At 71.5% G+C, this 25,423-nt stretch carries 20 protein-coding genes; 7 read left to right on the top strand and 13 right to left on the bottom strand.

Annotated features, from left to right (window positions below):
- Positions 1–131 precede the first annotated feature (131 nt).
- Complete coding sequence (locus tag EV382_RS04005; RefSeq protein ID WP_130400291.1) at positions 132–989, top strand: SPFH domain-containing protein; 858 nt, start codon at positions 132–134, stop codon at positions 987–989.
- An 83-nt stretch (positions 990–1,072) separates the two neighbouring features.
- On the opposite strand, the gene EV382_RS04000 is transcribed toward EV382_RS04005, so the two are convergent.
- The 6 genes from EV382_RS04000 to EV382_RS03975 all read right to left on the bottom strand — a co-directional run bounded on the left by EV382_RS04000 (position 1,073) and on the right by EV382_RS03975 (position 6,648).
- Complete coding sequence (locus EV382_RS04000) at positions 1,073–2,449, bottom strand: permease prefix domain 1-containing protein (protein WP_130400290.1); 1,377 nt, start codon at positions 2,447–2,449, stop codon at positions 1,073–1,075.
- The gene (locus EV382_RS03995) at positions 2,446–2,811 is read right to left on the bottom strand and encodes a PadR family transcriptional regulator (RefSeq protein ID WP_130400289.1); all 366 of its coding nucleotides are present in this window, start codon (positions 2,809–2,811) and stop codon (positions 2,446–2,448) included. Before EV382_RS03995 ends, EV382_RS04000 begins: the two co-directional genes overlap by 4 nt.
- Before the next feature lie 268 nt (positions 2,812–3,079).
- The gene (locus EV382_RS32555; RefSeq protein WP_165435682.1) at positions 3,080–3,319 is read right to left on the bottom strand and encodes a hypothetical protein; all 240 of its coding nucleotides are present in this window, start codon (positions 3,317–3,319) and stop codon (positions 3,080–3,082) included.
- 5 nt (positions 3,320–3,324) lie between these two features.
- Positions 3,325–4,467 (bottom strand): alcohol dehydrogenase catalytic domain-containing protein, encoded by a 1,143-nt coding sequence (locus tag EV382_RS03985; protein ID WP_244236529.1) that lies wholly within the window; start codon positions 4,465–4,467, stop codon positions 3,325–3,327.
- Complete coding sequence (locus EV382_RS03980; RefSeq protein WP_130400287.1) at positions 4,464–5,918, bottom strand: aldehyde dehydrogenase family protein; 1,455 nt, start codon at positions 5,916–5,918, stop codon at positions 4,464–4,466. Before EV382_RS03980 ends, EV382_RS03985 begins: the two co-directional genes overlap by 4 nt.
- Positions 5,919–5,991: 73 nt before the next feature.
- On the bottom strand, positions 5,992–6,648 hold the full coding sequence (locus tag EV382_RS03975; RefSeq protein ID WP_130400286.1) for a TetR/AcrR family transcriptional regulator: 657 nt from the start codon (positions 6,646–6,648) through the stop codon (positions 5,992–5,994).
- 199 nt (positions 6,649–6,847) lie between these two features.
- On the opposite strand from EV382_RS03975, the gene EV382_RS03970 reads away from it, so the two are divergent.
- Entirely contained in the window at positions 6,848–8,020 is a 1,173-nt protein-coding gene (locus tag EV382_RS03970) for an acyl-CoA dehydrogenase family protein (protein ID WP_130400285.1), read from the top strand.
- Positions 8,021–8,026: 6 nt separating this feature from the next.
- Here the strand turns inward: EV382_RS03970 and EV382_RS03965 are convergent, their stop codons facing one another.
- From EV382_RS03965 to EV382_RS03945, 5 genes are all read right to left on the bottom strand, one after another.
- A complete protein-coding gene (locus EV382_RS03965; protein WP_130400284.1) occupies positions 8,027–9,064 on the bottom strand; it encodes an aminotransferase class V-fold PLP-dependent enzyme in 1,038 nt (345 codons plus the stop codon).
- A 61-nt stretch (positions 9,065–9,125) separates the two neighbouring features.
- Positions 9,126–9,371 (bottom strand): sigma factor-like helix-turn-helix DNA-binding protein, encoded by a 246-nt coding sequence (locus EV382_RS03960; protein ID WP_130400283.1) that lies wholly within the window; start codon positions 9,369–9,371, stop codon positions 9,126–9,128.
- 61 nt (positions 9,372–9,432) lie between these two features.
- Positions 9,433–11,595: an FUSC family protein gene (locus EV382_RS03955; RefSeq protein ID WP_130400282.1), complete on the bottom strand. Its 2,163-nt coding sequence runs from the start codon at positions 11,593–11,595 to the stop codon at positions 9,433–9,435.
- An 87-nt stretch (positions 11,596–11,682) separates the two neighbouring features.
- Positions 11,683–13,095, bottom strand: a complete 1,413-nt coding sequence (locus EV382_RS03950; RefSeq protein WP_208758302.1) for an FAD-dependent oxidoreductase — start codon at positions 13,093–13,095, stop codon at positions 11,683–11,685.
- A 73-nt stretch (positions 13,096–13,168) separates the two neighbouring features.
- Positions 13,169–15,472, bottom strand: a complete 2,304-nt coding sequence (locus tag EV382_RS03945) for a protein kinase domain-containing protein (RefSeq protein WP_165435707.1) — start codon at positions 15,470–15,472, stop codon at positions 13,169–13,171.
- A gap of 256 nt (positions 15,473–15,728) precedes the next feature.
- Between EV382_RS03945 and EV382_RS03940 the strand changes: the two genes are divergently transcribed.
- Positions 15,729–16,262 (top strand): hypothetical protein, encoded by a 534-nt coding sequence (locus tag EV382_RS03940; protein ID WP_130400281.1) that lies wholly within the window; start codon positions 15,729–15,731, stop codon positions 16,260–16,262.
- 431 nt (positions 16,263–16,693) lie between these two features.
- Complete coding sequence (gene abc-f, locus EV382_RS03930) at positions 16,694–18,331, top strand: ribosomal protection-like ABC-F family protein (RefSeq protein WP_130400279.1); 1,638 nt, start codon at positions 16,694–16,696, stop codon at positions 18,329–18,331.
- A 151-nt stretch (positions 18,332–18,482) separates the two neighbouring features.
- Here abc-f and dnaE read toward each other — a convergent pair whose 3' ends face one another.
- Positions 18,483–22,013 (bottom strand): DNA polymerase III subunit alpha, encoded by a 3,531-nt coding sequence (gene dnaE / locus EV382_RS03925; RefSeq protein WP_130400278.1) that lies wholly within the window; start codon positions 22,011–22,013, stop codon positions 18,483–18,485.
- Positions 22,014–22,145: 132 nt separating this feature from the next.
- Between dnaE and EV382_RS03920 the strand changes: the two genes are divergently transcribed.
- From EV382_RS03920 to EV382_RS03910, 3 genes are all read left to right on the top strand, one after another.
- The gene (locus EV382_RS03920; protein ID WP_130400277.1) at positions 22,146–22,766 is read left to right on the top strand and encodes an L-threonylcarbamoyladenylate synthase; all 621 of its coding nucleotides are present in this window, start codon (positions 22,146–22,148) and stop codon (positions 22,764–22,766) included.
- An 85-nt stretch (positions 22,767–22,851) separates the two neighbouring features.
- Positions 22,852–23,391 (top strand): RNA polymerase sigma factor, encoded by a 540-nt coding sequence (locus EV382_RS03915; protein ID WP_130400276.1) that lies wholly within the window; start codon positions 22,852–22,854, stop codon positions 23,389–23,391.
- A complete protein-coding gene (locus tag EV382_RS03910) occupies positions 23,388–23,927 on the top strand; it encodes a hypothetical protein (RefSeq protein ID WP_130400275.1) in 540 nt (179 codons plus the stop codon). Before EV382_RS03915 ends, EV382_RS03910 begins: the two co-directional genes overlap by 4 nt.
- 45 nt (positions 23,928–23,972) lie before the next feature.
- Here EV382_RS03910 and EV382_RS03905 read toward each other — a convergent pair whose 3' ends face one another.
- Positions 23,973–25,382 (bottom strand): serine/threonine-protein kinase, encoded by a 1,410-nt coding sequence (locus EV382_RS03905; RefSeq protein WP_130400274.1) that lies wholly within the window; start codon positions 25,380–25,382, stop codon positions 23,973–23,975.
- Between the last annotated feature and the right edge of the window lie 41 nt (positions 25,383–25,423).

The raw sequence follows: 25,423 nt of genomic DNA, 5'->3' as shown, positions 1-25,423 counted from the left end.
GTCGAACCATGTCGATGGACTTCACGTTCCACCCACGATTGACGTGCGCGAACGCCACTCCCGCGGGCCGTCGACTTGACCGGACCCCCTAGGTTGATGATCCACACAGCCCAGCGGAAGGTCTCCACCCCATGCCCGTCGGCTTCACCATGGCGATCCTCTTCGCCGTCGCCCTGGCGGTCAGCGCCGTCGTCGCCCTCGTCGCTCCCGCCCGGCCGCTGAAGCGGATGGCCGCGCTCGCGTCGCTCGGCTTCCTCGCCCTCACCCTGGTGATCGGCATCGCCTCCAGCGCCCACTCGGTGCCGATCCGCTCGGTCGGCATCGTCACCAGCTTCGGCAAGCCCACCGGCGAGGTCACCGGCTCCGGCCTGAAGTGGGTGGCACCGTGGCAGAAGGTCGGGGAGTGGGACGCGGGCCGCCAGAAGTACGACCACATCGGCGGCAACAACTGCGTCCGCGTACGCACCGGCACCCTCGCCGACGCGTGCGTCGAGGTGCTCGTCGAATGGCAGGTCAAGCCGGAGGACGCGCCGAAGCAGTTCATGGACTACAAGGGCGACTTCGACAGCTTCCGGGGTCAGCGGGTGGGCGTGCAGCTCGACAGCGCGGTCAACGACGCCTTCGCCGCGTACAACCCGCTGGAGAAGATCGACGACAAGACCGGTGACCTCAACGTCGACCTGAAGCCGTTCGCCGCGAGCATCAAGACCAGCGCGGAGACCCGACTCGCCACCGATGTGGACATCCTCTCGGTGACCATCACCCGGGTGAACCACGACGACAAGACCGAGGGCAACATCAAGGCGTTCCAGGACAAGCTGGCGCAGACCCGCAACCTGGAGCAGGACCGCAAGAACGCCGAGATCTCCAAGCAGATCACCGAGACCAACGCGAAGGTCGACAAGGTGACCCGCTGTCTGGAGATCGCGGAGAAGAACGGCGCCAACCCGGGGCTCTGCATCAACCCGGGCATCGTCACGGGCAAGTGACCGGCAGCCGGCCCACCCGTGGCGGGTGGGCCGGCTGCCGCGTCACCGTCAAGCCGACCCGCGCCGACGGTCGATCGCGCCGATCAGGCGTAGCTGAACAGCGGCGGGAAGACCAGGACCACGATCCAGGCCCACGCGGCGTACACCGGCAGGTAGCCGGTCTGCCACCGTTCGAGCGTCGTGAACGGCGTGCGCCGGCGGATGAAGGTCAGCAGGAGCCACGCCGACCAGGCGAGGTTGACCAGGAGGATCACGTTCTCGCCGAGCGCGGCCGCCCGGTTGGGCGTGCTGCCGTACGCGTCGGTGATGCGCCCGGTGATCTCCAGCAGCACCAGCACGTCGATGGCCAACGCACTGACCACGAGCGCGAGTTGGAGCTTGTCGAACGGGCCGGGCGGGGCCAGCGGTTCACGGGCCGAGAGTGAGTAGAGCAGCAGCCCCAGCACCACGACCAGGAGAAGGTCGAACAGAAGCAGCGCCTCACGCTCCACGTCGATGCCGTGGCTGGTCCAGACGACAGCGACGAGGAAGGCGAGCAGCGCAGCCGTGAAGAGCGGGGTGAACAGCCGGGTGAGGACCGGCGCAATGTTCTCGACGACGCTCTGCTTGGCCTCGACGAGCCACCCGGCCACCACGACCGCCGCCGCGGCACCGCAGGGCAGGAGCCACTGCGAGATGAACTCCTCCGGGACGATTCCGATGGCCGCGAAGGTGTTGAACAGGAACGCGGCGAGCACGCCGCCGCCGAGGGCCATCAGCACCAGGTAGATGAACCACTCACCGGTGAACCGGATGAAGTCCATGCGCCGACGGGAGGAGCGCCAGTCGTCGGCGACGTACGCCAGACCGACCACGAGCCACAGGGCGATGGGAAGGTGGACGCCGGTGACGACCACGGACTGCGAATCGTCAGCCAGGGGGTAGGCGTTGGCCGCCACCGCGCCGAGGACGAAGAGCGCCGCCAGCACGGCGACCATCGACCTCCGGGCTCCCCGACGCCAGGCCAGGAAACCCGCCAGCCAGGGCAGCGCGAACAGGGTGAAGTTCCGCGCGTAGAACGAGCCGTCGTCGGCGAAGCTCAGCCCGAACAGCGCCGGCACCTTGACCGACGCCAGCGCGCCCGCCGCACAGCCGAGCATGACCCACAGGTCCCGCCGGGAGCGGGTGCCGCCGACCGGGCTGTCGTGGTCGCCGGTCAGCACCAACTGCTTCCACAGCCGCTCCGAATGCTCCCGGGCGAACTCGCGGGAGAGGTCGTCGAGGCTGCCCATTCGTTTCACCGCGACCAGGAACGCCTCGTCCGGGCTCAGGCCAGCGGCGACGAGCTCGTCCACCGAGCCGCGAAGGTGGTCTTCCAGCTCGTCGGCGTCCACCGCCTGCAACTCCCTGCGGCGAAGCACGTACCGGCGCCACTGCTCGAACTGGGCTTCCAGTTCCTCCGGCCCGTCGGGCGGCGTCATGCGAGGCCCTCCAACGGCTGCGCCGTCAGCGGCGCGCAGTCGTGCCAGATCTCCTTGAGCGCACCCACGACGGTGTCCCACTGCCGGCGCTGCTCGGCCAGCTCGGCCAGGCCCCGGTCGGTGATGCGGTAGTACTTGCGCTTCCGCTCGCCGGCCACCGACTGCCAGCTCGACTCCAGATAGGCGAGGCGCTCCAGCCGGTGCAGCAACGGGTACAGCAGCCCTTCGGTCCACTCCAGCTCGCCTCCGGACAGCTCGTTGATCCGCCGGATGATGGCGTACCCGTAGCTCTCCCCCTCGGCCAGGATGCCGAGCACCATCGGTGTCGCCGAGGCGGCGACCAGATCCTTGGCGACCTTCACGAAGCCTCCCAGCTCCAAACCTAGAGGTATGATGCATAGTACTGCTAGGTATAGTCTCGGGCGCAACGCCCCCGGGATGAGAGGTAGGTGGAATCGCCGTTCCGGCGGCTGTGGTGCCGCGAACCCTGGAGCTGCCCGCCGGCAGCACCGGCAAGGTCGTGGTCCAGGGCCTCAAGAGTGGCAAGGGTGGCGTCATGCTGGCGCTGATGGGCGAGGACGCCCGGCGGTCGATGCCGCGGTCGGCCATGTGCTGCCGGGCCGGTTCTGGTCATTCCGGCGTCGCCACCAGGACATCCAGCTGGTCGGTGCGGCGAACGCCCAGCACGACGATCGCCGGAGCCACATCCGCTGCTGAGCGTGATGTCTGTGAGTCATCGTGATGACTCACAGACATCACGCTCATTGAAGTGAGGCCCTCCAAGTCCTGCGCCCGGCGATTTTCGGGGACGCCCTCGCGGCCTGGTTCGACCGGCAGCATCCGCCCCGACGTGCAGGCCCGCGACGTCATAGTGCTCAGCTCAGCGTGACCACCCAGCGCGCACCCTCGCCCCGGGCCAGCCGGTCGAACGCCGCCGGCGCCTCGTCCAACGGAACCGTTCCGCTGACCAGCACCCGCAGGTCCAGTGCGCCGTCGGCGAGTTCGGCGGCCAGCGCCGGCACCTCCCGGTCCGGATCGGACGATCCGTACACCGAGGAGCGCAGCGTACGCGCGGAGTGGAAGATGTCCAGCGCGCCGAGGCTGACCATGTCGTCCTTCGCGCCCATGCCGACCACGGTCACCGCTCCCCCACGCCGAGTGAGCCGCCACGCGGCGCGGATGGTGGCGGCCCGACCGACGCACTCGAAGGCGTGGTCGACGCCGCGGCTCTCGGTGCGCGCCCGTACCTCCTTGGACAGCCGGTCGTCGGAGAGCAGGAAGTCGGTCGCCCCGGCGGCAAGCGCCAGGCCCCGCTTCGCCTCGGCGACGTCGACGGCCAGGATCGTCGTGGCGCCGGCCCGACGGGCCGCGCTCAACACGGCGAGCCCGACCCCACCGAGCCCGACGACCGCGACCGACTCGCCGGGCGCCACCCGGGCGGTGTTCCGGACCGCGCCGACGCCGGTGAGCACCGCGCAGCCGAGCAGCGCTGCCTGCTCGGGCGGCAGCCCGGCGGGGATCGGAATGACGGCACGCTCGGGTACCACCACCGCCTCGGCGAGCGCGCCGAGGCCGAGGGTCAGGTGCAGGGGGACCCCGTCGTCGGTCTCGCCGCGCGGCACCGTCGGGGCCGTGGTGGCGGCGCAGAGCCACGGCTCCCCGCGCTGGCACCACCAGCAGGCCCGGCAGGCCGGTGCCCAGTTGAGCACCACCGGGGTGCCGACCGTCAGCTGGCTGCCCGGCCCGGTCGCAGCCACCACCCCGGTCGCCTCGTGCCCGAGGACCAGCGGAAACCGCGCGGCGAGGGTGCCGTTGACCATGGACAGGTCGGAGTGGCAGACACCGGCCGCCCGGATCGCCACCCGCACCTCGCCGGGGCCGGGCGCGGGCAGCCGTACCGGCTCGACCCTGAGCTCCGCACCGGACCCGCGCGCGACCAGCGCGCGAACGATGACCGGCTCGGACACCGGCTCGGTGCCGCCGCCCGGCGCGGCCGGGGACAGCTCGGGGTCGGTCATCGCTGGATCGCCTTCAGCTCGCAGAACTCGGCCAGCCCGTGCACGCCCAACTCCCGGCCCAGGCCGGACTGCTTGTAGCCACCGAACGGGGCGAGCGGGTTGAACGGGGCGCCGTTGATGTCGACCGCGCCGGTACGCAGCCGCCGGGCCACCGCCAGCGCCGCGTCGGTGTCGGCGGACCAGACCGCGCCGGCCAACCCGTACTTCGAGTTGTTGGCGATGGCGACGGCCTCGTCGGTGTCGGCGAACGGGATGACGGCGAGCACCGGGCCGAAGACCTCCTCCTGGGCGAGCGCGCTGTCGGGGTGCACGTCGGCGAAGACGGTCGGGGCGACGAAGTGCCCCCGGGTCGGCACCGGGGCGTCGGGCCCGCCGGCGACCAGCCGGGCGCCGTCGGCGAGAGCCCGGTCGATGTGGCCGCGCACCCGTTCGGCCTGGTGAGCGGAGACCAGCGGGCCGAGCCGGGTCGCCGGGTCGAATGGGTCGCCGAGCCGGTAGCCGGCCACCGCCGTGGTGATCAGGTGCAGCGCTTCGTCGTAGCGGTCGCGGTGCACCAGCATCCGGGTCCACGCGGTGCAGGTCTGCCCGGAGTTGAGCAACGCGTTGCCGACGCCCACCTTGACGGCGGTGGCCAGGTCGGCGTCGGGGAGGATCACGTTGGCGGACTTGCCGCCCAGCTCCAGCGCCACCCGGGCGATCCGGTCGGCGGCGAGCCGCATGATCCGCGCGCCGGTGGCGGTGGAGCCGGTGAACGAGACCAGGTCGACGTCGGGGTGCCCGGCGAGGGCTTCGCCGACCACCGGCCCGGTGCCGGGGACCAGGTTGAGCACGCCCGGCGGCAACCCGGCTTCGGTGACCGCGTCGAAGAGCAGGTAAGCGGTCAACGGGGTCAACTCGCTGGGCTTGAGCACCACCGTGCAACCGGCGGCGAGGGCGGGTGCGAGCTTCGCCATCACCTGGTGCAGCGGGTAGTTCCACGGGGTGATCGCGCCGACCACGCCGACCGGCTCGCGGACGACCAGGGAGTTGCCGATGCTCTCCTCGACCGGCGCGCGGGCGGCGAGCGCGACGTGGTCACGCAGCACGGTCAACGGGAGCCCGACCTGCACCCGGGTGGCGAGCTTGAGCGGCGAGCCCAGCTCCACGGCGACGGCGCGGGCCAGGTCGTCGGCGCGGGCACTGAGCGCCGCGTGCAGCCGGTCGAGGTGCGCGGAACGCTCGGCGGGGGTGGCGGACGACCAGCCGGGGAACGCGGCCCGGGCTGCGGCCACGGCGCGGTCGACGTCGGCCGGGGTGCCAGCCGGAACCTGCCCGACCAGTTCCCCGGTGCTCGGGTTCTCCACGTCGATCAGATCAGCGTCGGCGGGAGGCGTCCACTCCCCGCCGATGTACAGGTGGTGCCGCAGGCGCAGGGAGTCGGGCAACTGCGACGGCGGGGCGGCGAGATCCATGTCGTCCCTTCGGGGGTGGGCGATGGCGACGGGGTCGCGACGGACGATGAAACTAGCGCTGGGAGTTTGGACGCTACCCGTTGGGCCGGCCGGACTCCACCGCGTCGACGGTGCGGGCGTACTCGGCGGCCAGACCGTGCAGCAACGCGTCCAGGCCGAGGGCGAAGGCGCCCTCGTCCACGCTCTGCTGGTGCTCGGCGAGCCGGTGCGCCTGGCGCAGATGCGGGTAGTGCGCCGCGTACAGCTCCGGGTCCTCGACGAAACCGCGGGCGAACGAACCGAGCGCCGAGCCGGCCACGAAGTAGCGCAGTGCCGCGCCGATGTGGGTGGCGCGGGCCGGCGGCCAGCCGGCCCGGACCAGGCCGCCGTAGACCGCGTCGGCCATCGCCAGGGCGGCCGGTCGACGCCCCGGGCCCTGTGCCAGGTACGGCACGATGTTCGGGTGCGCGGTGAGCGCCCGCCGGTACGACCAGGCCCACTCCCGCAGCGCGGCGACCCAGTCCCGGCTGGCGAAGCCGCTGGTGTCGACGCCGCCGGTGACCTCGTCGGCGACCGCATCGAGGATGTCGTCCTTGGTGGCGAAGTGGTTGTAGAGCGAGGGGCCCTGCACGCCGAGCGCGGCGGCGAGCCGGCGGGTGGAGAGCGCGCCGAGCCCGTCGGCGTCGATCAGCGCGAGCGCCGTCTCGACGATCCGGTCGCGGGTGAGCAGAGGCCGTCGAGGTCGGGGCACGTCAGAACTCCTCGGGGTGTGGGGCTGTCCCTCCCCGTGGGAACCACCTGTTCACGCACCCTATCCGGGACCGCCTGCGCGCAGGTGCCACCACGTCGGCCAGAGATGGGGTCTGGACGAATGAAAACTTACACCGCTAGTTTATGGGGAACCGCTGCGGCCCGTAGCGGCGCACCGCCACGCCGACCGAGGGGGAACCGTGGACTTCGCACTGTCCGAAGAGGAACGCGCCGTCCGAGACACCGTGCGCGCGTTCATCACCCGCGAGGTGATGCCCCTGGAAGCCGAGGTGCTCCGCCGGGAACGAGCGCACCAGCCGGGTCTGGACCACTCCGAGGTGCGCGAGCTGCAACTCAAGGCGCGCAAGTTCGGCTTCTGGGGCCTGGCCACCCCGGAGGAGTACGGCGGGATGAACCTGCCGGCCGTCCTCCAGTCCCTGATCTGGACCGAGCTGGGCCGCACGTTCGTGCCGTTCCGCTTCGGCGGCGAGGCGGACAACATCCTGTTCCACGCCACCGAGGAGCAGAAGCGGGAATTCCTCATCCCGACCATCGAGGGCGAGCGGCGCTCCTGCTTCGCGATCACCGAGCCGGGCGCCGGCTCGGACGCGGCCAACATCCGGCTCTCCGCGCGCCGCGACGGCGACGACTGGATCCTCGACGGCGAGAAGACCTTCATCACCGGCGGTCACGACGCCGACTTCGCCATCGTGGTCGCGGTGACCGACCGGGAGAAGGGCGCCCGCAACGGCGGCGCCACCGCCTTCCTGGTGGACCGGTCAATGGGCTGGCGCTCCGAGTTCATCCAGACGATGGGCGAGGGCGGGCCCGCGTCGCTCATCTTCGACGGTGTACGCGTGCCACACCGCAACATCCTCGGCGAGATCGGGCAGGGCTTCACGCTCGGCATGGAGTGGATCGGCAAGGGTCGCTACACCATCCCCTCGCACGCCATCGGCATCGCCGAACGGGTGCTGCAAATGGCCATCGACCACGCCAACACCCGGGAGACCTTCGGCGCGAAGATCGGCACCAACCAGGCCATCCAGTGGATGATCGCCGACTCGGAGACCGAGTTGGAGGCGGCCCGCTGGCTGGTGCTGCGCTCGGCCTGGACGGTCGATGCGGGCCTGGACCCCCGGCACGCCTCGTCGATGGGCAAGCTCTACGGCGCCGGCATGGTCAACCGGGTGGTCGACCGGGTGCTCCAGATCCACGGCGGCATGGGCTACACCCGGGAGCTGCCCATCGAACGCTGGTACCGGCAGGTCCGGCTCTACCGGATCTTCGAGGGCACCGACGAGATGCAGCGCCTGATCATCTCCCGGGACCTGCTGCGCGGGTACACCAAGATCGGTGGGCACCTCGCCTGAACGGAGTCATCCCGTCAACGCCTCCAACGCGGCGTCCACATCGGCCTCCGTGGAGTAGACGTGGAAGGAGGCGCGGACCCGTCCGGCGCGCACCGCCGCCCGGATGCCGGCCGCCGCGAGGCGCTGCTGCGCGTCGGGCACGTCCACGCTGACGATGGCGCTCTCCCCCGGTGGCCGACCCAGCCCGGCCAGGAACCGGTTCGCCAACGCCACATTGTGCGCACCGATCGCCGACACGCCGATCTCGGCGATCACCTCCAGGGCGGGGACCGCCCCGACCCAACTGAACCAGGCCGGTGAGATGTCGAACCGGCGGGCGTCGTCGGCCAGCCGCAACGGCGGGCCGTAGTAGGAGGCGTGCGGGTCGCGGCCCGCGTACCAGCCGGCGGCGTCGGGACGCAACCGCTCGCGCAACTCCGGCGCCAGATAGGCGTACGCGGTCCCGCGCGGATTCATCAACCACTTGTAGCCGCCCACCGCCACCACGTCGGCCCGGCTCCCGTCGAACGGCAGCCAGCCACACGCCTGGGTCGCGTCCACCACCACCAACGCGTCGTGCGCGCGGGCCGCGGCCACGATCTCGTCGTACGCCGCCACCGCCCCGTCGGAGGACTGCACCAGACTGAACGCGACCAGGTCGGTGTCGGCGTCGATGGCGTCGACCAACGACTCCAACGGCACCGTGCGGACCGTGACGCCACGCTCCTCCTGCACCAACCAGGGGAAGAGATTCGAGGTGAACTCCACCTCGGGAACCACCACCGTGGCACCGGCCGGCAGCGCCGCCGCGACCGGCGCGAAAAGCTGGGACACGGTCGCACCGACCGCCACGTCACCGACCGGCACCCCGACGAGGCCGGCGAAGGCGACACGGGCCCGGTGCGTCGACTCACCCCAGCCCTCCCACGACGTACGACCGATCCGCCAGTCGGCCAGCGCGTCCTGCAACGCCGTCCACGCCGGCTCCGGCGGCAACCCGTAACTGGCGGTGTTCAACCAGCCCGGCTCCGGCTGCCACAGCTTCTGCGCCTGTTCGATCTCCATGCCGTCGACGCTAGGCCGAACGGCGCCCGACGGGCACGGCCAATCGGCGACCGGCGGCCTGTCAGATCCGTACGAAGTCCTGGCCTAGCAGTGTCCTCAGCTTTGTCAGCGCGCGAGCGTTCTGCATCTTGACCACCGACACGGAGATGTCGAGGGTGCTGGCGACCGCCTCGACGCTCTGATCCTCCCAGTGCCGGAGCACCACGATGGCCTGGTCGCGGACCGGCAGGGTGGCCAATGCCTGGAGCAGGGCGACGTGCAGCTCTGTGGTGTCGTCGGGCCGTAGCACGCGCAGGTTCTGATCCATGTTTCCTCCCGTGGCCCCGATGGCTTTCCACAGGTGTTGACTGGTTGGCACACCGGATCGGTCACATCGACGAGCGCGGGTGGACCTGGGCGAGGCTGTCGGCGAGGCCGGCGAGCCACCGGTCGACCTCCACCAGGTGCCGGACCGACCGGGGGTCGGCTTCGCCGAGCAGCGGACGGATCCGGTCCAACTGGTCCGCGCAGGTGGTCGCGGGCGGCGTCGGGTGCGGTGTCTGGCCGTGCGCGACCTCGTCGGCGACGGCGCGGTACGTCGACCGCAGGCGCCCGACGGAGTCCCGCAGTAGCGCCTCCGCTTCGGGCCAGCCGGCGAGGCAGCCCGGCGGGTTGCGCCGCAGCAACGCCTCCGCGCCGGGCACCACGTGGTGCCCGGCGCTCAGCACCGCGTCCCAGTTCACCTGCTCGTGGCGCGGATCGTGGCGTTCCGAGTGGTATTGGCAGTACGACGAGTCGATCAGGACCATCCGGCGACGTACCCGGTTGAGGGCGTCGTCGGGTGGCGGCGCAGCGCCGAGCACCGCGTGGACGGTCTGTTCGACCGCGTCCGCGTTGGCCGACAGGTAGCGGGTGGCGTTCGCCCGCAGGTCGTAACCCGCGCCGCGCGGCCACATCGCCACGCCGGCCAACACGCCGATCACCGCGCCGAGCACAACGTCGACGAGGCGGGCCTCGGCGAGTCGCCACCCTTCCGTGCTGAGCTGGGCGAAGACAACCGTCAGCAGCAGGGTGAACAGCGCCTGTTGCCACACCGGACCGAGCAGGCGGCCGAGGCCGAAGGCCAGCAGCAGCGTGACCGGCAGGACGATGGCGTACGCGATCGGCTCATCGACGACGAGCATCACCCCGCCGCTGACGGCCGCACCGACGATCGTGCCCAGCACGGCCGGCCGCAGCGCGGTGCGGGTGTCGGCGGCCGAGGTCCGCAGGACGGTGAGGGTGGCCAGCAGCACCCAGAAGCCGTGGGTCAGCTGCAACAGCCCGGCGGCCACCCGGGCGATGGCGAGCGCCACGGCCAGCCGCAGCGAGTTCTGCAGGTGGGCCGAGCGCGGCGCCAGGTGGGAGCGGAACTGCCACCGGTACAGCGTCCACGGGCCGCGCCGGGCGTACTCGAACAAGCCCACGGAGGCGTCCTCAGCGTCGAGCCGCGCCCCGGTGGCCACCCGGCATCCGACCGCGAAGACCCGCACCTGGCCGGCGAGGGCCAGCGCGGTCGCGTCCCGGCACAACCGGGGTACGTCGACCGCCTCGCGGACACCACTCGTTCCCACCGGGTACTCCGCGTCGGCGCGTTCGACAGCGACGTCCAGGTCGGCGGGGTTCACCGCCGGGGCACCCGGCGACAGGCTCCGGCCGGCGGCGCGGGTCGTGTCCGCGCAGGAGCGCAGCAGACGCGCCGCCGCCAGGTCCGGGATCGGCTCCGGCGGGGCGTCCGCCGCCAGTCGATCCGCCTCGGCGAGCACCTCCCGTAACGCGACCTTGCAAATACGCAACGCCCGGTCCTGAGCACCCGCCGCGGTGGGCGCCCACCCCGGGGGGTCGCGGTCCAACTCGGTCGCCGCCACCACGTCGTACGCCCGCTGGCGCTGCCTGTCCTGGGCACCGGCGGCGGCGTGCGGGTCGGTCAACCTCTCGGCGGCGGCGTGGAGGAAGGCGGCGACGCCGTCCGCCGCGTCGGCGAGGCGCTGCCGGTAGGAGACCGGCACCGGGTCGGGCCAGAGGAGCACCTCGGCCGCGGCGAGCAGCACGATGGCGACTGTCACCCCGGCGAGTCGTTCCGGCAGGGTGCCCGGCTGGTACGGCGGGAACGACGCCAGGATGTAGAAGAGCTGAAAGGCGCTCCCCAACCCCACCAGGCGCGGGTTGCCGACCCCGGCGAACGCCACGACGAACCCGACGACCAGCATGCCGGCGGCGGCCGCCCACGTGCTCCACGCCAGCAGCGAACCCACCGCGATCAGCACCCACACCGCCGGCAGCGACAGCACGAGGATCCGTGCCCGTTGCGGTGCCGGACCCGGCAGCTGCGCGAACGACCCGGCGGCGATCGTGCCGAACAACCCGTACGTGGCGAGCGTCGAGCTGCCCGCGCCGTACCGACAGCCGTAGAAGACGAGGGACGCGACGAGGGTCAGGCGTGTCGCGCGTCGCAGGACGGCGCCACCAGGGTCACGGCGCCGAAGCCGACCCAGGAGGCTGGTTCCGAACACGGCTGCTCCCCCGGTTCGTCGCAGCGTCCCTCCCCGGCCCACCATTCTCCACCGGGCCCGGGGGTGGGCGGCGGCTTTGGCGACGAATCACCGCCGGGAGCGGCCGAGCAGGCCGAGCCGGAGGGCCCGGAACAGGGTGCCGGGCCGGCTCAGCGCGGCCGGGTGATCGAGCATGGTGGTGACCCGGCCCAGCCGGGCGTTGAGCACTGGATCGGTCAGCGACGCCCGGAAGAGCAGGTCTCCGAACCACTTGGTGATCTTGTAGCCGGGCGGGTACGGCCCGTCGACGTGCGGCAGCTCGATGTCGGCGGTGGTGGAGACCTGCCAGGCGGCGTCGACCACCACGCGGACCTGGTCGAAGTACGCCCGCGCCGGCTCGTCGTGTGGCTTCGGACCGGAGCGCAGGTACGTCGACAGGCAGGAGGCGTGCAGCGTCGCGGAGGTCATGCCCTGGCCGTACACCGGGTTGAAGGACGCGACCGCGTCACCGGCGGCGACCAACCCGGCGGGCAGGCGGTCGAGCTTGTGGAAGTCGCGACGTCGGCTGTCCGCCTGGTGGTAAGTGATCACCCCGCCGAGCATCTCCCCGTGTTCGGCGATGTCGCCGAACATCTGCGGGTAGTGCTCCCGACAGCGGGCGGTGAAGTCGGCGACGTCGCGGCTGGGCCGGTCCTCGTCGTAGCCGGCGACCAGCATGATCCAGCGGTCTCCCTCGACCGAGTTGATCCCACCGATCCGGGCGGTGCGCCCCTTGCCCGCCATCGTGTGGAAGACGGCCACCCAGGCGTCACTGACCGCCTCGTCGCGTCGGAAGAGCGCCGTGGCGTAGTTCAGCTTGATCGGCATGCGGTGCATCGGCGGGCGCGGCCACCCCTGCTCGGCCAGCCAGTCGCTCAACCGGCTGGACCGCCCCATCGCGTCGACCACCAGGTCCGCCGCCTCGACGATCGGCTCGGTGCCACCCTCGGGCACGTACCGGGCGCCGGTGACCCGCCGCTCGTCGAGGAGCAGGCCGTCCGCCCGCCCGTACACCATCTGGATGTTGTCGACGGCGAGAGTGCGTCGCCGGACCAGCGCCTCCAGGAACGGACGCGTGGTGATCAACGCCGGCCCGGTGCCGGTCGGCGCGGGCGGCAGGCCCACCATGCCGTTCACGAAGATCTTCGCCGTGCTGGGGTCGCGCGGTGGGGGCGGGGCACCGAGCGCGAGTGCCTCCTCGGCGATGCCGGGAAACCAGCGCTCCAACTGGACCTGACCGGCGGGCAGCAGCGCGTGCACCTGACTGCCCTGGGGCACACCCGGCCGGGGCCCGGCGTCGACATCGGACGGGTCCCGTTCGATGATCAGCACTTCCTCGGCGTGGTCGCTCAACACCCGGGCGGCCAGCAGCCCGGCCATGCTGCCACCGAGCACCACCGCCCGTCGCATGACCACTCTGGTCTCGGCCGGCGGTTCGGCCGTCGCTATCTCGGCGAAGAGCCGGGACGGAGAGGCGGGCATGCGATCACTCCTCGAACGGTCGGGAAACCTCGGCATCCACGACCGTAACCACCGCAGCGCCCGCCGTCAGCGCTCACGTTGCCCGCCACTTCTGGTTGGCGTTGCCGGTGCACTGCCAGATCTGCAACCGGGTGCCGTTGTTCGTGTTCCCGTCGAGCACGTCGACGCACCGGTCCGCCTTGATGTTCACCAGGTCGTGCGCCTTGTTGAGGGTGAACCTCTGCGAGGACGCTCCGGAGCAGTCGGCGAGTTGGACGGCGGCCCCGTCCTGGGTGGAGTGGCCGGCGACATCCAGGCACTTGCCCATCGATCGGACCGTGCCGTCCGCCGGGAAGGTCCACAGCTGCTTCGCGGTCCGACGGCAGTCCCAGATCTGCAGCCGCGCGCCGGCGACGGCGTTGCCGTCCGGGATGTCGATGCAGCGGTCGCTGGCGAAACTGGAGATCTGCTTGCCGGCGGGGGTGCTGCTCTGGGTCGGAGGCGGCGGGGCGACCGGCTGTTGGGTCGGATTCCCCGGACCGGTCGTCGTCCCGCTGCCCGTTCCGGGCGACGGGGGGCCCGCGCTCGTCGACGGCGGCGCGCTGGCGGGGCCGGACGGCGGGGCACCCACCACCGGTAGGCCCTGGAAACCGTCCGTAATCAGCGCGAAGACCGGCTTGCTCGCGGACCATTCGGCGGCGGACGTGGTCCAGCCGATCGAGTACGCGTGCCCGTTGTGGCCGACGAACGCACGGTTCAGTGTGCGCATCCGCGTGCCGGTCTGGTCGGTGTACGTCCACTCCCACTCGGCGGCCCGCAGTTGGTAGCGCACCGCGTCGAGCCGAACCTGCCGGTAGTCGGTGTACCGCCCGCGTCGGGTCCCTTCCCACTCCCGCAGCTCGGCGACCAGGTTCGCTGGGGTGGACCGGAGTTCGTCGACGATGAGCACGCGGCTGCCGTCCGGCTCCCGGAACTCGGCGCGCTCACCGTCGCGTCGCGCCTGCCAGCCGTCCGGCACCGGTACGAGGAAGCGGGGATCGTCGCGGTAGTACCGCCAGCCTGCGGGCGGCGGTGACAACGTCCTGGACACCGGCGACTCGGCGAGCACCGACTGGCTCACCGCCGGCGCCGCCGCTTCACCGTCACCCGACCCGCCGAACAGCCCGCCGTTCAGCAGGGACGCGGTCACCAGCAGGACGACGAGCAGCGCGGCGGCCCCGATCGACCCGATCAGCCGAGCCCGACCCGGGCGGCTCGTCTTGGCCCCCGGCCCAACGGGGACAACCGGGGACGCGGGGACAGCTGGCGACGCGGGGACAACCGGCGCCGCGGGGGCCGCCGACGCGGCGGGGGCCGCCGACGCGGCCGGGGCCGCCGACGCGGCCGGGGCCGCCGACGCGGCCGGGGCAGTCGACGCGGCCGGGGCAGTCGACGCGGCCGGGGCAGCCGGCGACGCGGGCGGGCCGGACTCTGCGGTGACGAACTCGGGCACGATCGCCGGACGGAGCTTGTCGCCAGCGACAGGGGTCCGGGCGGCCGGGCGGCCGCCGGCGGTGCTCACCTCGACGGCTGGCACGTCCGGGGTGGCGGCCTGGCGCAGGAGCAGGTCCGCCTCCTCGGCGGTGATCCGCTGACCCGGCTCCCGGCGCAGCAGTCCTTGCAGGAGTGGGGTCAGTCGGCCGGCTCGTTGCGCCGGCGGTGGCGGCTCGGTGGCGAGGGCGGCCAGCGTGGCGAGCGGAGACGACCGGTGGTACGGGGTGCGTCCCTCGACCGCCGCGTAGAGGGTGGCGCCCAGCGACCACAGGTCCGCCGCCGGCCCCACGTCGCCGTCGGTGGCCCGCTCGGGCGCGAGGAACGCCGGCGAGCCGAGCACCATCCCGGTCTGGGTCATCCGTGGGTCGCCGGGGAGGGTGGCCAGACCGAAGTCGGTCAGCACCACCCGGCCGTCGTGGGCGAGCAGCACATTGGCCGGCTTGACGTCCCGGTGCAGCACGCCGGCCCGGTGCGCGGCTCGCAGCGCGCTCAGAATGCCCAGCCCGATCCGCGCGGCACGGTCGGCCGGCATCGTCCCCTCGGCTTCGAGAACCTGCTGCAGGGACCGGGACGGCACGAGCTCCATCACGATCCAGGGATCATCGCCGGCGTGCAGTACGTCGAAGACGCGTACCACGTTGGGGTGGCCCAGTCGGGCGACGGCCCGCGCCTCGCGCATGGACCGTTCGCGCATCTCCCGGCGTTCGTCGTCGCGCAGGCCGGGCGGCGCCACCAACTCCTTGATGGCGACGTCCCGCTGGAGCATCTCGTCGCGGGCCTGCCACACCCGGCCCATCCCGCCCTGGCCGAGGGGACGGACCAGCCGATAGCGATCGGCAATCAACTGTTGAGAGGCGTCTGGCACGCCAGGAAGGTACCTGGCGAAGTTTACGTACCCAATTCTTGCGACCGGTGGAAAAGCGACAGTTGGATTTGTCACATGCAAGATCGACTGCTGACCGATCGTTCATTTAGACATAACTCCATTATCGGCGCGAGCGCTGTCGCCCACCGCAATGTTACCAACGCGTATATCGGTAATGTGTTATGAATATCGAGTGAATTCGAATTGCACGGAGCGCCACAGCGCGTGGGCCTCGCTCGGGTGTGGACTCCTGTGCGTGACGGTGCTCCTGTCCGCCTGCACGCCGAGCGGCGACGCACGCCAGCGCACCACGCCGCCCACCAACCGGGCGGCACCGTCCACGAACGCCAGCGCCGGTGGGCCGCCGTGTACGACAGCGGTCGATGCGCTCGCGGCGCCGCCGGCCGGCTACCGCCTGGTGGGAAAGGACGTGGCGGTGCCCGACGCCCCCGTGATGTCGGTGGAAAGCTCCGGGGAGGCTGATCCGGCGGCGCGACTGTTCGCCAAATGGGGGCTCGTCGTCCGCGCCGGCAGAGTCGTCGATCTGCGGGTGGCACCCGGCTGGCAGGACAAGGCCCGACTCGGATGGGGCGGCACCGGCACGCCCGCGGCGACCGCCACCGTGCACGCCTGCCCGCCCGAGGATGAGCAGGCTCAGTGGATGGCCTTCGTCGGCGGCACCTGGGTCGCGCGAGCCGCGTGCGTACCGCTCACCGTGACGTCGGGCGGCCGGGACTACCGCGTCGACCTCGGCATCGGCGTCGCCTGCGACAAGAACACCACGCCGTAGCGCGGCGCGCTCAGCCGATCCAGCCGCAGATCACCTCGATTTTCAGGAAGTCGCGGTGTCGGGGCCGTTCGGATGCCCCGAATTGCAGGAAATGGAGTGGATCACGGCCCGGTGGGCCCGGTGGGCCGGGTGGGCCGGGTGGGCCGGGTGGGCCGGGTGGGCCGGGATCGCGGCGGCAGTCGGTCGCGCTGCGCGCTATTGCGGTGGCGGATCGAAGATCCGTTGTTAGACTGGGCGGCGTTGGGTCAGCGGTACGACCAGGGAGACCAGACATGGCGGGTGACGACGACATCTCCGGGTGAGACCGGATGTGTTCGGCCATCGGTTCGGCGCGCTTTGCGCAGCCGCGGTGGCCATGACGTCGTTCCACCGGTCCCGTTTGTCGTCGGGCGCGCTCGAACGCGCCCAGCCCACCCTTTGAGGTCATTCGCATGTCTGATGCGTTCATTGTCTGCTCCAACCTGTCCTTCTCCTGGCCGGACGACACCCCGGTCTTCTCCGAGTTGTCCTTCACCGTCCCGGGCGGTCGCACCGGCCTGGTCGCGCCCAACGGCGCCGGCAAGAGCACCCTCCTGCGGCTGATCGCCGGGGAGCTGCGGCCCAGCGGCGGCAGCGTCACCGTCGACGGACTGCTCGGCTACCTCCCGCAGACGCTGCCACTGGCCGGTGACCTGAGCGTGGCGCAAGTGCTGGGCGTGGCCGAGCGGATCGCCGCGCTGCACGCCATCGAGGCTGGCGACGCCAGCGAGGAGCACTTCGCCACGATCGGCGACGACTGGGACATCGAGGAACGCACCCGCTCCGAGTTGGACCGGCTCGGCCTCGACGAGCTGTCGCTCGACCGCCGGCTGCACACCCTCAGCGGCGGTCAGGTGGTCTCCCTCGGCCTGGCGGCACAACTGCTGCGCCGCCCGGACGTCCTGCTGCTCGACGAGCCGACCAACAACCTGGACCTGGCCGCCCGGCACAAGCTCTACGACGTCCTCAGCGACTGGTCCGGGTGTCTGCTGCTGGTCAGCCACGACCGGGAGTTGCTGGACCGGATGGACCGCATCGCCGAACTGGACCGGGGCGAGATCCGCTGGTACGGGGGCAACTTCACCGCGTACACCGAGGCGGTGCAGGCGGCGCGGGAGGTCGCCGAGAGTAACCTGCGCAACGCCGAACAGGAGGTCAAGCGGGAGAAGCGGGAGATGCAGCAGGCCCGGGAACGCGCCGACCGGCGGGCCAGCAACGCCTCGAAGAACCTGAAGAACGCCGGCCTGGCCCGGATCGTGGCCGGCGGTCTCAAGCGCAGCGCGCAGGAGTCGGCGGGCAAGGCACAGGAGACGCACTCCGCCCGGCTCGGTCAGGCCAAGGCCCGACTCGACGAGGCGGGGCGGGCGGTACGCGACGAGGACCGGATCACCGTCGACCTGCCGGACACCAGCGTCCCGGGCGGACGCACGGTCTTCTCCGGTCAGGGGATGCGGGCCCGCTTCGACGACCGGGACCTGTTCGGCGGCGACGGCGCGGACCTGGTGATCCGGGGGCCGGAACGGATCGCGTTGACCGGGGCGAACGGCGTCGGCAAGTCGACCCTGCTGCGCCTGGTCAACGGCGACCTGGACCCGGCCGGCGGCGAGATCCGGCGGGCCGACGGGCGGATCGCGTACCTGTCGCAGCGGCTGGACCTGCTGGACCTCGACCGTACGGTGGCGGAGAACTTCGCCGCGTACGCGCCGAACCTGCCGGACGCCAAGCGGATGAATCTGCTCGCCCGGTTCCTGTTCCGGGGTGCCCGGGTGAACCTGCCGGTCGGGGTGCTCTCCGGCGGTGAACGGCTGCGCGCCACCCTCGCCTGTGTGCTCTGCGCCGAACCGGCACCGCAACTGCTGCTACTCGACGAGCCGACCAACAACCTGGACCTGGTCAGCGTCGGCCAGTTGGAGAGCGCGCTCGCCGCGTACCAGGGGGCGTTCGTGGTGGTCAGCCACGACGAGCGGTTCCTCGCCGAGATCGGCGTGCAGCGCTGGTTGCGGTTGGCCGACGGCCAGCTGCGCGAGATCAGCGCCCCCGACCGGGCCTAACCGCAACGCCGCTCACTCCTTACCCCACCAGCCCTCGTCGATCATGGAGTTGTGGTGCCCATTAAGCGCATTTCTGGGCGCTTTGTCACCCACCATAACTCCTTGATCGACGGGCGGGGCGGGTGGGTGGGGTGGGGGTGGGTGGGGTGGGTCAGCTCACGTTGGCCGGGCCGAGGACGCTCTTGAGGTCGCCCATCAGCGCGGTCGTCGCCGCCACCCGGAACGGACCCAGCCGCAGGGTGGTGGTGCGCCCGCCGTTGAGCAGCTTGACGTGCACCTCGGTGTCGCCCGGGTGCAGCACCAGGGTTTCCTTGAGTCGCTCGACCAGCGGTGGCGTGCACCGGTGCACCGGGATGGTGAGGGTGACCGGCTTGTTGGTGGCGCTGGTGCTGACGTCCGGCATGGACATGTCCATCGCCATGATCCGTGGGGTGTCGTCGCGGCGGTCCACCCGACCCTTGACCACCACGATGGCGTCCTCGGCGATGTACTGCCCGATCACCTCGTAGGTGTTCGGGAAGAACAGCGCCTCCACCCCACCGGCCAGGTCCTCCAGGGTGGCCGACGCCCAGGCCCGGCCCTGCTTGGTAACCCGGCGCTGCACCCCGGAGAGAATGCCGGCGAGGGTGACGACCGCCCCGTCAAGCACCGCGCCCTCCTCGGCCAGGGAGGCGATGGTGGTGTCAGCCGCCGCGTTGAGAATGTGCTCCAGGCCGAACAGCGGGTGGTCGGAGACGTACAGGCCGAGCATCTCCCGTTCGAAGGCGAGCTTGTCGCGCTTGTCCCACTCGCTGTCGCCGATGGTCGGCATCACCGTGGTGCTGCCCGTGTCGGCGTCACCGAAGCCGGCGCCGAACAGGTCGTACTGGCCGACGGCCTCCTTGCGCTTGACGTCGGCGTACGCGTCGATCGCGTCGGCGTGCACCGCGAGCAGGCCCTTGCGGGGGTGATCCATCGAGTCGAACGCGCCCGCCTTGATCAGCGATTCGATCGTCTTCTTGTTGCAGACCACCGCGTCCACCTTGGACAGGAAGTCGTAGAAGTCGGTGTAGTCGCCCTTCTCCTCCCGGCAGCGCATGATCGACGCGACCACGTTCGCCCCGACGTTGCGCACGGCCGCCAGGCCGAAGCGGATGTCCTTGCCGACCGGGGTGAACGGCCCGGCCGAGGTGTTCACGTCCGGTGGCAGCACCTGGATGCGCATCCGGCGACACTCGGACAGGTAGAGCGCCATCTTGTCCTTGTCGTCGCCGACGGACGTGAGCAGCCCGGCCATGTACTCGGCGGGGTAGTGCGCCTTCAGGTACGCCGTCCAGTAGGAGACCAGGCCGTACGCGGCGGAGTGCGCCTTGTTGAAGGCGTACCCGGCGAACGGCACCAGGACGTCCCACACCGCCTGGATCGCCTCATCGGAGTAGCCGCGTTCGCGGCAGCCGTCCCGGAACGGGATGAACTCCTTGTCGAGGATCTCCTTCTTCTTCTTACCCATGGCCCGGCGCAGCAGGTCCGCCTGACCGAGGGTGTAGCCGGCGAGGATCTGCGCGGCGCGCTGCACCTGCTCCTGGTAGACGATCAGGCCGTGGGTGGGCGCCAGGATCTCCCGCAGCGGCTCCTCCAACTCCGGGTGGATCGGCGTGATCTCCTGGAGGCCGTTCTTGCGCAGCGCGTAGTTGGTGTGCGAGTCGACGCCCATCGGGCCGGGCCGGTACAGGGCCAGGACCGCCGAGATGTCCTCGAAGTTGTCCGGCTTCATCAACCGCAGCAGTGACCGCATCGGCCCACCGTCGAGCTGGAACACGCCCAGGGTGTCACCGCGGGCCAGCAACTCGTACGCGGCCTTGTCGTCCAGCGGCAGGGCCAGCAGGTCGAGCTTCTCACCGTGGTTCAGCTCGATGTTCTTGACCGCGTCGTCGATGATCGTCAGGTTGCGCAGGCCGAGGAAGTCCATCTTCAGCAGCCCGAGCGACTCGCAGGTCGGGTAGTCGAACTGCGTGATGATCGCCCCGTCGGCGTCCCGGCGCATCAACGGGATGTGCTCGATGATCGGCTCGGCGGACATGATGACGCCGGCGGCGTGCACACCGGTCTGCCGGATCAGCCCCTCGATGCCCTTGGCGGTGTCGATCACCTTGCGGACGTCGGGGTCGGAGTCGTACAGGCCGCGGATCTCGCCCGCCTCGGCGTAGCGGGGGTGCTTGTTGTCGAAGATGCCGGTGAGCGGGATGTCCTTACCCATCACCGCCGGTGGCATCGCCTTGGTGATCCGGTCGCCGACCGCGTACGGGAAACCGAGGACCCGGGCCGAGTCCTTGATCGCGGCCTTCGCCTTGATCGTGCCGAAGGTGGCGATCTGCGCGACCTTGTCGTCGCCCCACTTGTCGGTGACGTACTTGATCACTTCGCCGCGCCGACGCTCGTCGAAGTCGATGTCGACATCGGGCATCGAGACCCGCTCGGGGTTGAGGAACCGCTCGAAGATCAGGCCGTGCTGGATCGGGTCGAGGTCGGTGATGCCCAGCGCGTACGCGACGAGCGACCCGGCGGCCGAACCACGGCCCGGGCCCACCGCGATGCCCTGGTTCTTCGCCCACTGGATGAAGTCGGCGACCACCAGGAAGTAGGACGGGAAGCCCATCTGGTTGATCACGCCCAGCTCGTACTCCGCCTGGACGACGTGCCCCTCGGGGATGCCGTTCGGGTAGCGGCGGGCCAGGCCGGCGAAGGTCTCCTTGCGGAACCAGGACTCCTCGGTCTCCCCCTCGGGCACCGGGAAGCGCGGCATCAGGTTGTGGAACTCGAACATGCCCTTCGGGTCGACCTTCTCGGCGACCAGCAGGGTGTTGCGGCAGCCCTCCTGCCACAGCTCGGACGAGTCCACCGCGCGCATCTGGTCGGCGCTCTTGATGAAGTAGCCGCCACCCTCGAACCGGAACCGGTTGGGGTCGTCGATGTTGCTGCCGGTCTGCACGCAGAGCAGCACGTCGTGGGCGGTGGCCTGCGCCTCGTGGGTGTAGTGGGAGTCGTTCGTGACCACCGGCGGGATGTCCAGCTTGCGGGCGATCTCGGTGAGCCCCTCGCGGACCCGGCTCTCGATGGAGAGACCGTGATCCATGATCTCCAGGAAGTAGTTGTCCTTGCCGAAGATGTCCTGGTAGCTGGCGGCGACCTTGAGCGCCTCGTCGAACTGGCCCAGCCGCAACCGGGTCTGCACCGCGCCGGACGGGCAGCCGGTGGTGGCCATGATCCCCTCGGCGTGCTCGGCGATCAGCTCCATGTCCATCCGGGGCCACTTGACGTAGTGCCCCTCCATCGAGGCGCGCGAGTTGAGGGTGAAGAGGTTCTTCAGGCCCTGCGCGTTCCTGGCCCACATGGTCTTGTGGGTGATCGCTCCGTTACCGGAGATGTCGTCGCTCTTCTGCTCCGGGCGACCCCACTTGACCCGTGCTTTGTGATAGCGCGACTCCGGCGCCACGTACGCCTCGACGCCCAGGATCGGGGTGATCCCGGCGGCCATCGCCTGGTTGTAGAAGTCGTTCGCGCCGTGCATGTTGCCGTGGTCGGTGATCGCCACAGCGGGCATGCCCAGCCGCTTGGCCTCGGCGAACAGGTCCTTCAGTCGGGCCGCTCCGTCGAGCATCGAGTACTCGGTGTGCACGTGCAGATGCGCGAACGAATCAGCCATGCGTGGCGCCCCCCGGCGGTGTGGATCTTGTTGGTCGGAGCCGACCGGCACCTACCCTACCGAGGTGATCTCGGCGGCTCCACCGTCCGCGCCGAGGGTGGCCCTCGTCTCCCCCACGACTAGTCTCGGAGCATGGCGAGGTACTACGACGTGCACCCGGAGAACCCCCAGCCCCGGGTCATCGGCCAGGTCGCCGACCTGATCCGCGGTGGTGGGCTGGTCGCCTACCCGACCGACTCCTGCTACGCGCTCGGCATCCAGCTGGGCAACCAGGACGGGCTGGACCGGATCCGGCAGATCCGGCACCTCGATGATCGACACCACTTCACGCTGGTCTGCCACGACTTCGCCCAGCTCGGTCAGTTCGTCCAGATCAGCAACTCGGTCTTCCGCCTGGTGAAGGCGTCCATCCCGGGCAGCTACACCTTCATCCTGCCGGCCACCCGGGAGGTGCCCCGCCGGATGCTGCACCCGAAGAAGCGCACCGTCGGCGTACGGGTGCCCCGGCACACCGTCACCCAGGCGCTGCTGGCCGAACTGGCCGAACCACTGGTGTCCAGCACGCTGGTCCTGCCCGGCGACGAGGAGCCGATGACGCAGGGCTGGGAGATCAAGGAACGGCTCGACCACCAGCTCGACGCGGTGCTCGACGCCGGTGACTGCGGCATGGAGCCGACGAGCGTGATCGACCTGTCCGGGCCCGAGCCGGAGATCCTGCGCCGGGGCGCCGGAGACGTGTCCCGCTTCGAGTAGCGCGTCGGGTCCCGGACCGAAGGGGTCCGCGCCGCCGTCGCCGGCCGTACGCTCGATCCGCACCGGCGAGCATTGGACATCCGGCATGCCCGACGCGGACGACATCGACGCGCTGGCCCGGTCCGCCGCGCGCGGCGACCCGGCGGCGCTGGATGCCCTGCTGGTCGCGGTCCGCCCGCAGGTGCTGCGGCTGTGCGCCCGGTTCCTGCCCAACCGGGAGGACGCCGAGGAGGCCTGCCAGGACACGCTGCTGGCGCTCGCCCAGGGCATCGGTCGGTTCGAGGGGCGCTCCTCGTTCCGCACCTGGCTGCACCGGTTGACCGCCAACCGGGCCCGCTCCACGTACCGGACGCTGCGCCGCCGCTGCCGGCTGGAGGCCGAGGGGGTGCCGGTGCCCGACCAGGCCGACCCGCGTCGCACGAGCGTGGTCGCGGGCACCCGCCTCGACCTGCTCGACGCCTTCGACGCGGTGCACCCCGACCTCGCCGAGGTGGTGGCCCTGCGCGACGTCCTCGGGCTGAGCTACCCCGAGATCGCCGCCCTGCTCGACGTACCGGTGGGCACGGTGAAGTCCCGGCTGCACCTGGCCCGACGGCAGGTCCGGCAACGGCTCGCCGCCGAATGAGCCCGACGTCGTTGCGCCGGGTCGTCGTCGTCCTCGCGGCCACCGTGGGGGTCGCCGCCTGCGGCGCCGACGCCGTCTCGCCGCTGCCGGTGCAACCGCCCGACCCGACCCGGTCGACGCCGGCCCCCTCCGCGACCTCCCCGATCCCCCCACCCGCCGGGTCGCCGTCCCGACCGCCGCCGAGCGGCGCGCGCCCGTCCGCCGCCGCACCGCCCGCACCCACCAGAACCCGGGGTACGCCCCGAACGACTCCCCCGCCGACCGACGCGACGCCGGCCTGCCAGGGCGCGGTCCGCTACGACCTGCCGCTCGCCGAGACCGAGATCGAGCTGCTGACATCGCTCTGCTTCGGCACCGGCGCGGTCCTGCGTATCCAGGGCATCGGGCCAGGGCTCGTCACCGTGGACCGTCCGGATCTGGTCGCCCAGCAGTACGAGGCGGGCGTGGTGGACATCCGCTTCGTCCGCACCGGCACCGTCGCCGTGACCATCCCCAAGGAGGGCCGGGAGCACACCATCACCGTGGTGGTCCGCTAGCGCGCGGTGGTCCGCGCTGGTCCGCTGGAGCGCGGGCGTCCGCGCCTACCGCAGGCGTACGCCGGCGAGCAGGGTGTCCACGAAGGCGGGTGGGCTGTCGGCTGGCGGGGCGATCTGCACGTACACCAGGGCGGGCCGGTCGGGGTGCAGAGCGGCCGATTCGACGATCCTCGGCCGACCCCGGTCGCAGCGGTACGCCACCACCGTCCAATCGACGCCCGCCTGCCGGATGGTGCGGGCCGGCGCGGGGGTGCAGTCGCCGTGCGTCCGCTCAGCCAGGAACCCGGCCGGCGTGGTCCGCGCCGCCGTGGCGGCGGAGAGGCCGACGAACGCGCCGGGCAGTCGGGGGTCGGCGGCCCACCGGCGGGGTTGCGGCGACATCACCAGGGCCGGTTCGGGTTCGCCGTCGGCGTCGTACTGACCGGCCCAGGTGGTGCCCGTGGCGGACCAGCCGGGTGGCAACACCACGGTCAACGGCCCGGCCGTGTACGTGCCGTCGACCGGCCGAGCCGACCGGGTGTCACCCGGCTCGGCGCCCATCGCACCCACCGCGGCGACGACCACGACCGCGGCCCCGGCCAGTCGCAGCCGACGGCCGACCCGCGGCCGGGGTGACGGCTGCCGCGGGGGGACGGTCGCCGCAGCCGGGCCGCTGGCGCGGGTCAACGCGGCGTGCAGGGTCGCGGCGTCGGGGTAGCGGTCAGCCGGACGGTGGGCGGTGGCCCGCAGCAGCACCGCGCCGACCGCCGGCGGCACGTCGTCCCGCAGTCGGATCTGCGGGGCGCGCCGAGGCGGATCGGGCCTGGTCGGGTTCCCGGCCGGCGGGTCGGCGGCCAGCAGTCGGATGCCGAGTCGGCCGAGCCCGTACACGTCGGCGCGGGTGTCCACCACCGCGCCGGGATCGTCCTGCTCGGGGGCCATGTAGCCCGGGGTGCCGGCTCGGGCGGTCAGCCCGGAGGCCGCGGCGAGCGCCTTGGCCAGGCCGAGGTCGGCGATCAGCACCTGTTCCACGCCGCCGGGGTCGGCGGAGCGGAACAGGATGTTGCCGGGGGTGAGGTCGCGGTGCACGACGCCGTGGCGGTGCAGCACGGCCACCCCGGCGCAGACCTCGCCGAGCAGCCGCAGCGCCGTCGGCGTGGGGATCTCGTCGGCGACCAGCCGGTCCCGCAGGCTGCCCCCGTCCGCCCAGGCCAGGACCGCGTACGGTCGGCCGTCGGGCAACTCGCCGACGCTGTGCACCCGGATCAGCCGCTGGTGATCCAGCCGGCGCAGCAACCTGGCCTCGTCGAGGAAGCGTTCCCGCACCCGTAGGTCGTGGCTCCAGTTCTCGGCCAGCACCTTGATCGCCACGTACGCGTCGAGCACCTCGTCGTGGCCGAGCCAGACCGTCGCGAACGAACCGACGCCGAGCAGCCGCTCGACGGCGTAGGGCCCGATCCGCTGTGGAGCCGTCACCGTGATCACCCCCGGCCGGCGCTTCTCTGCACAGTAGACCG

The organism is Micromonospora violae, assembly GCF_004217135.1.
Lineage (GTDB): Bacteria > Actinomycetota > Actinomycetes > Mycobacteriales > Micromonosporaceae > Micromonospora > Micromonospora violae.
The sequence above is the reverse complement of the archived record's forward strand: the minus strand, read 5'-3'. Positions and strand labels throughout refer to the sequence as shown.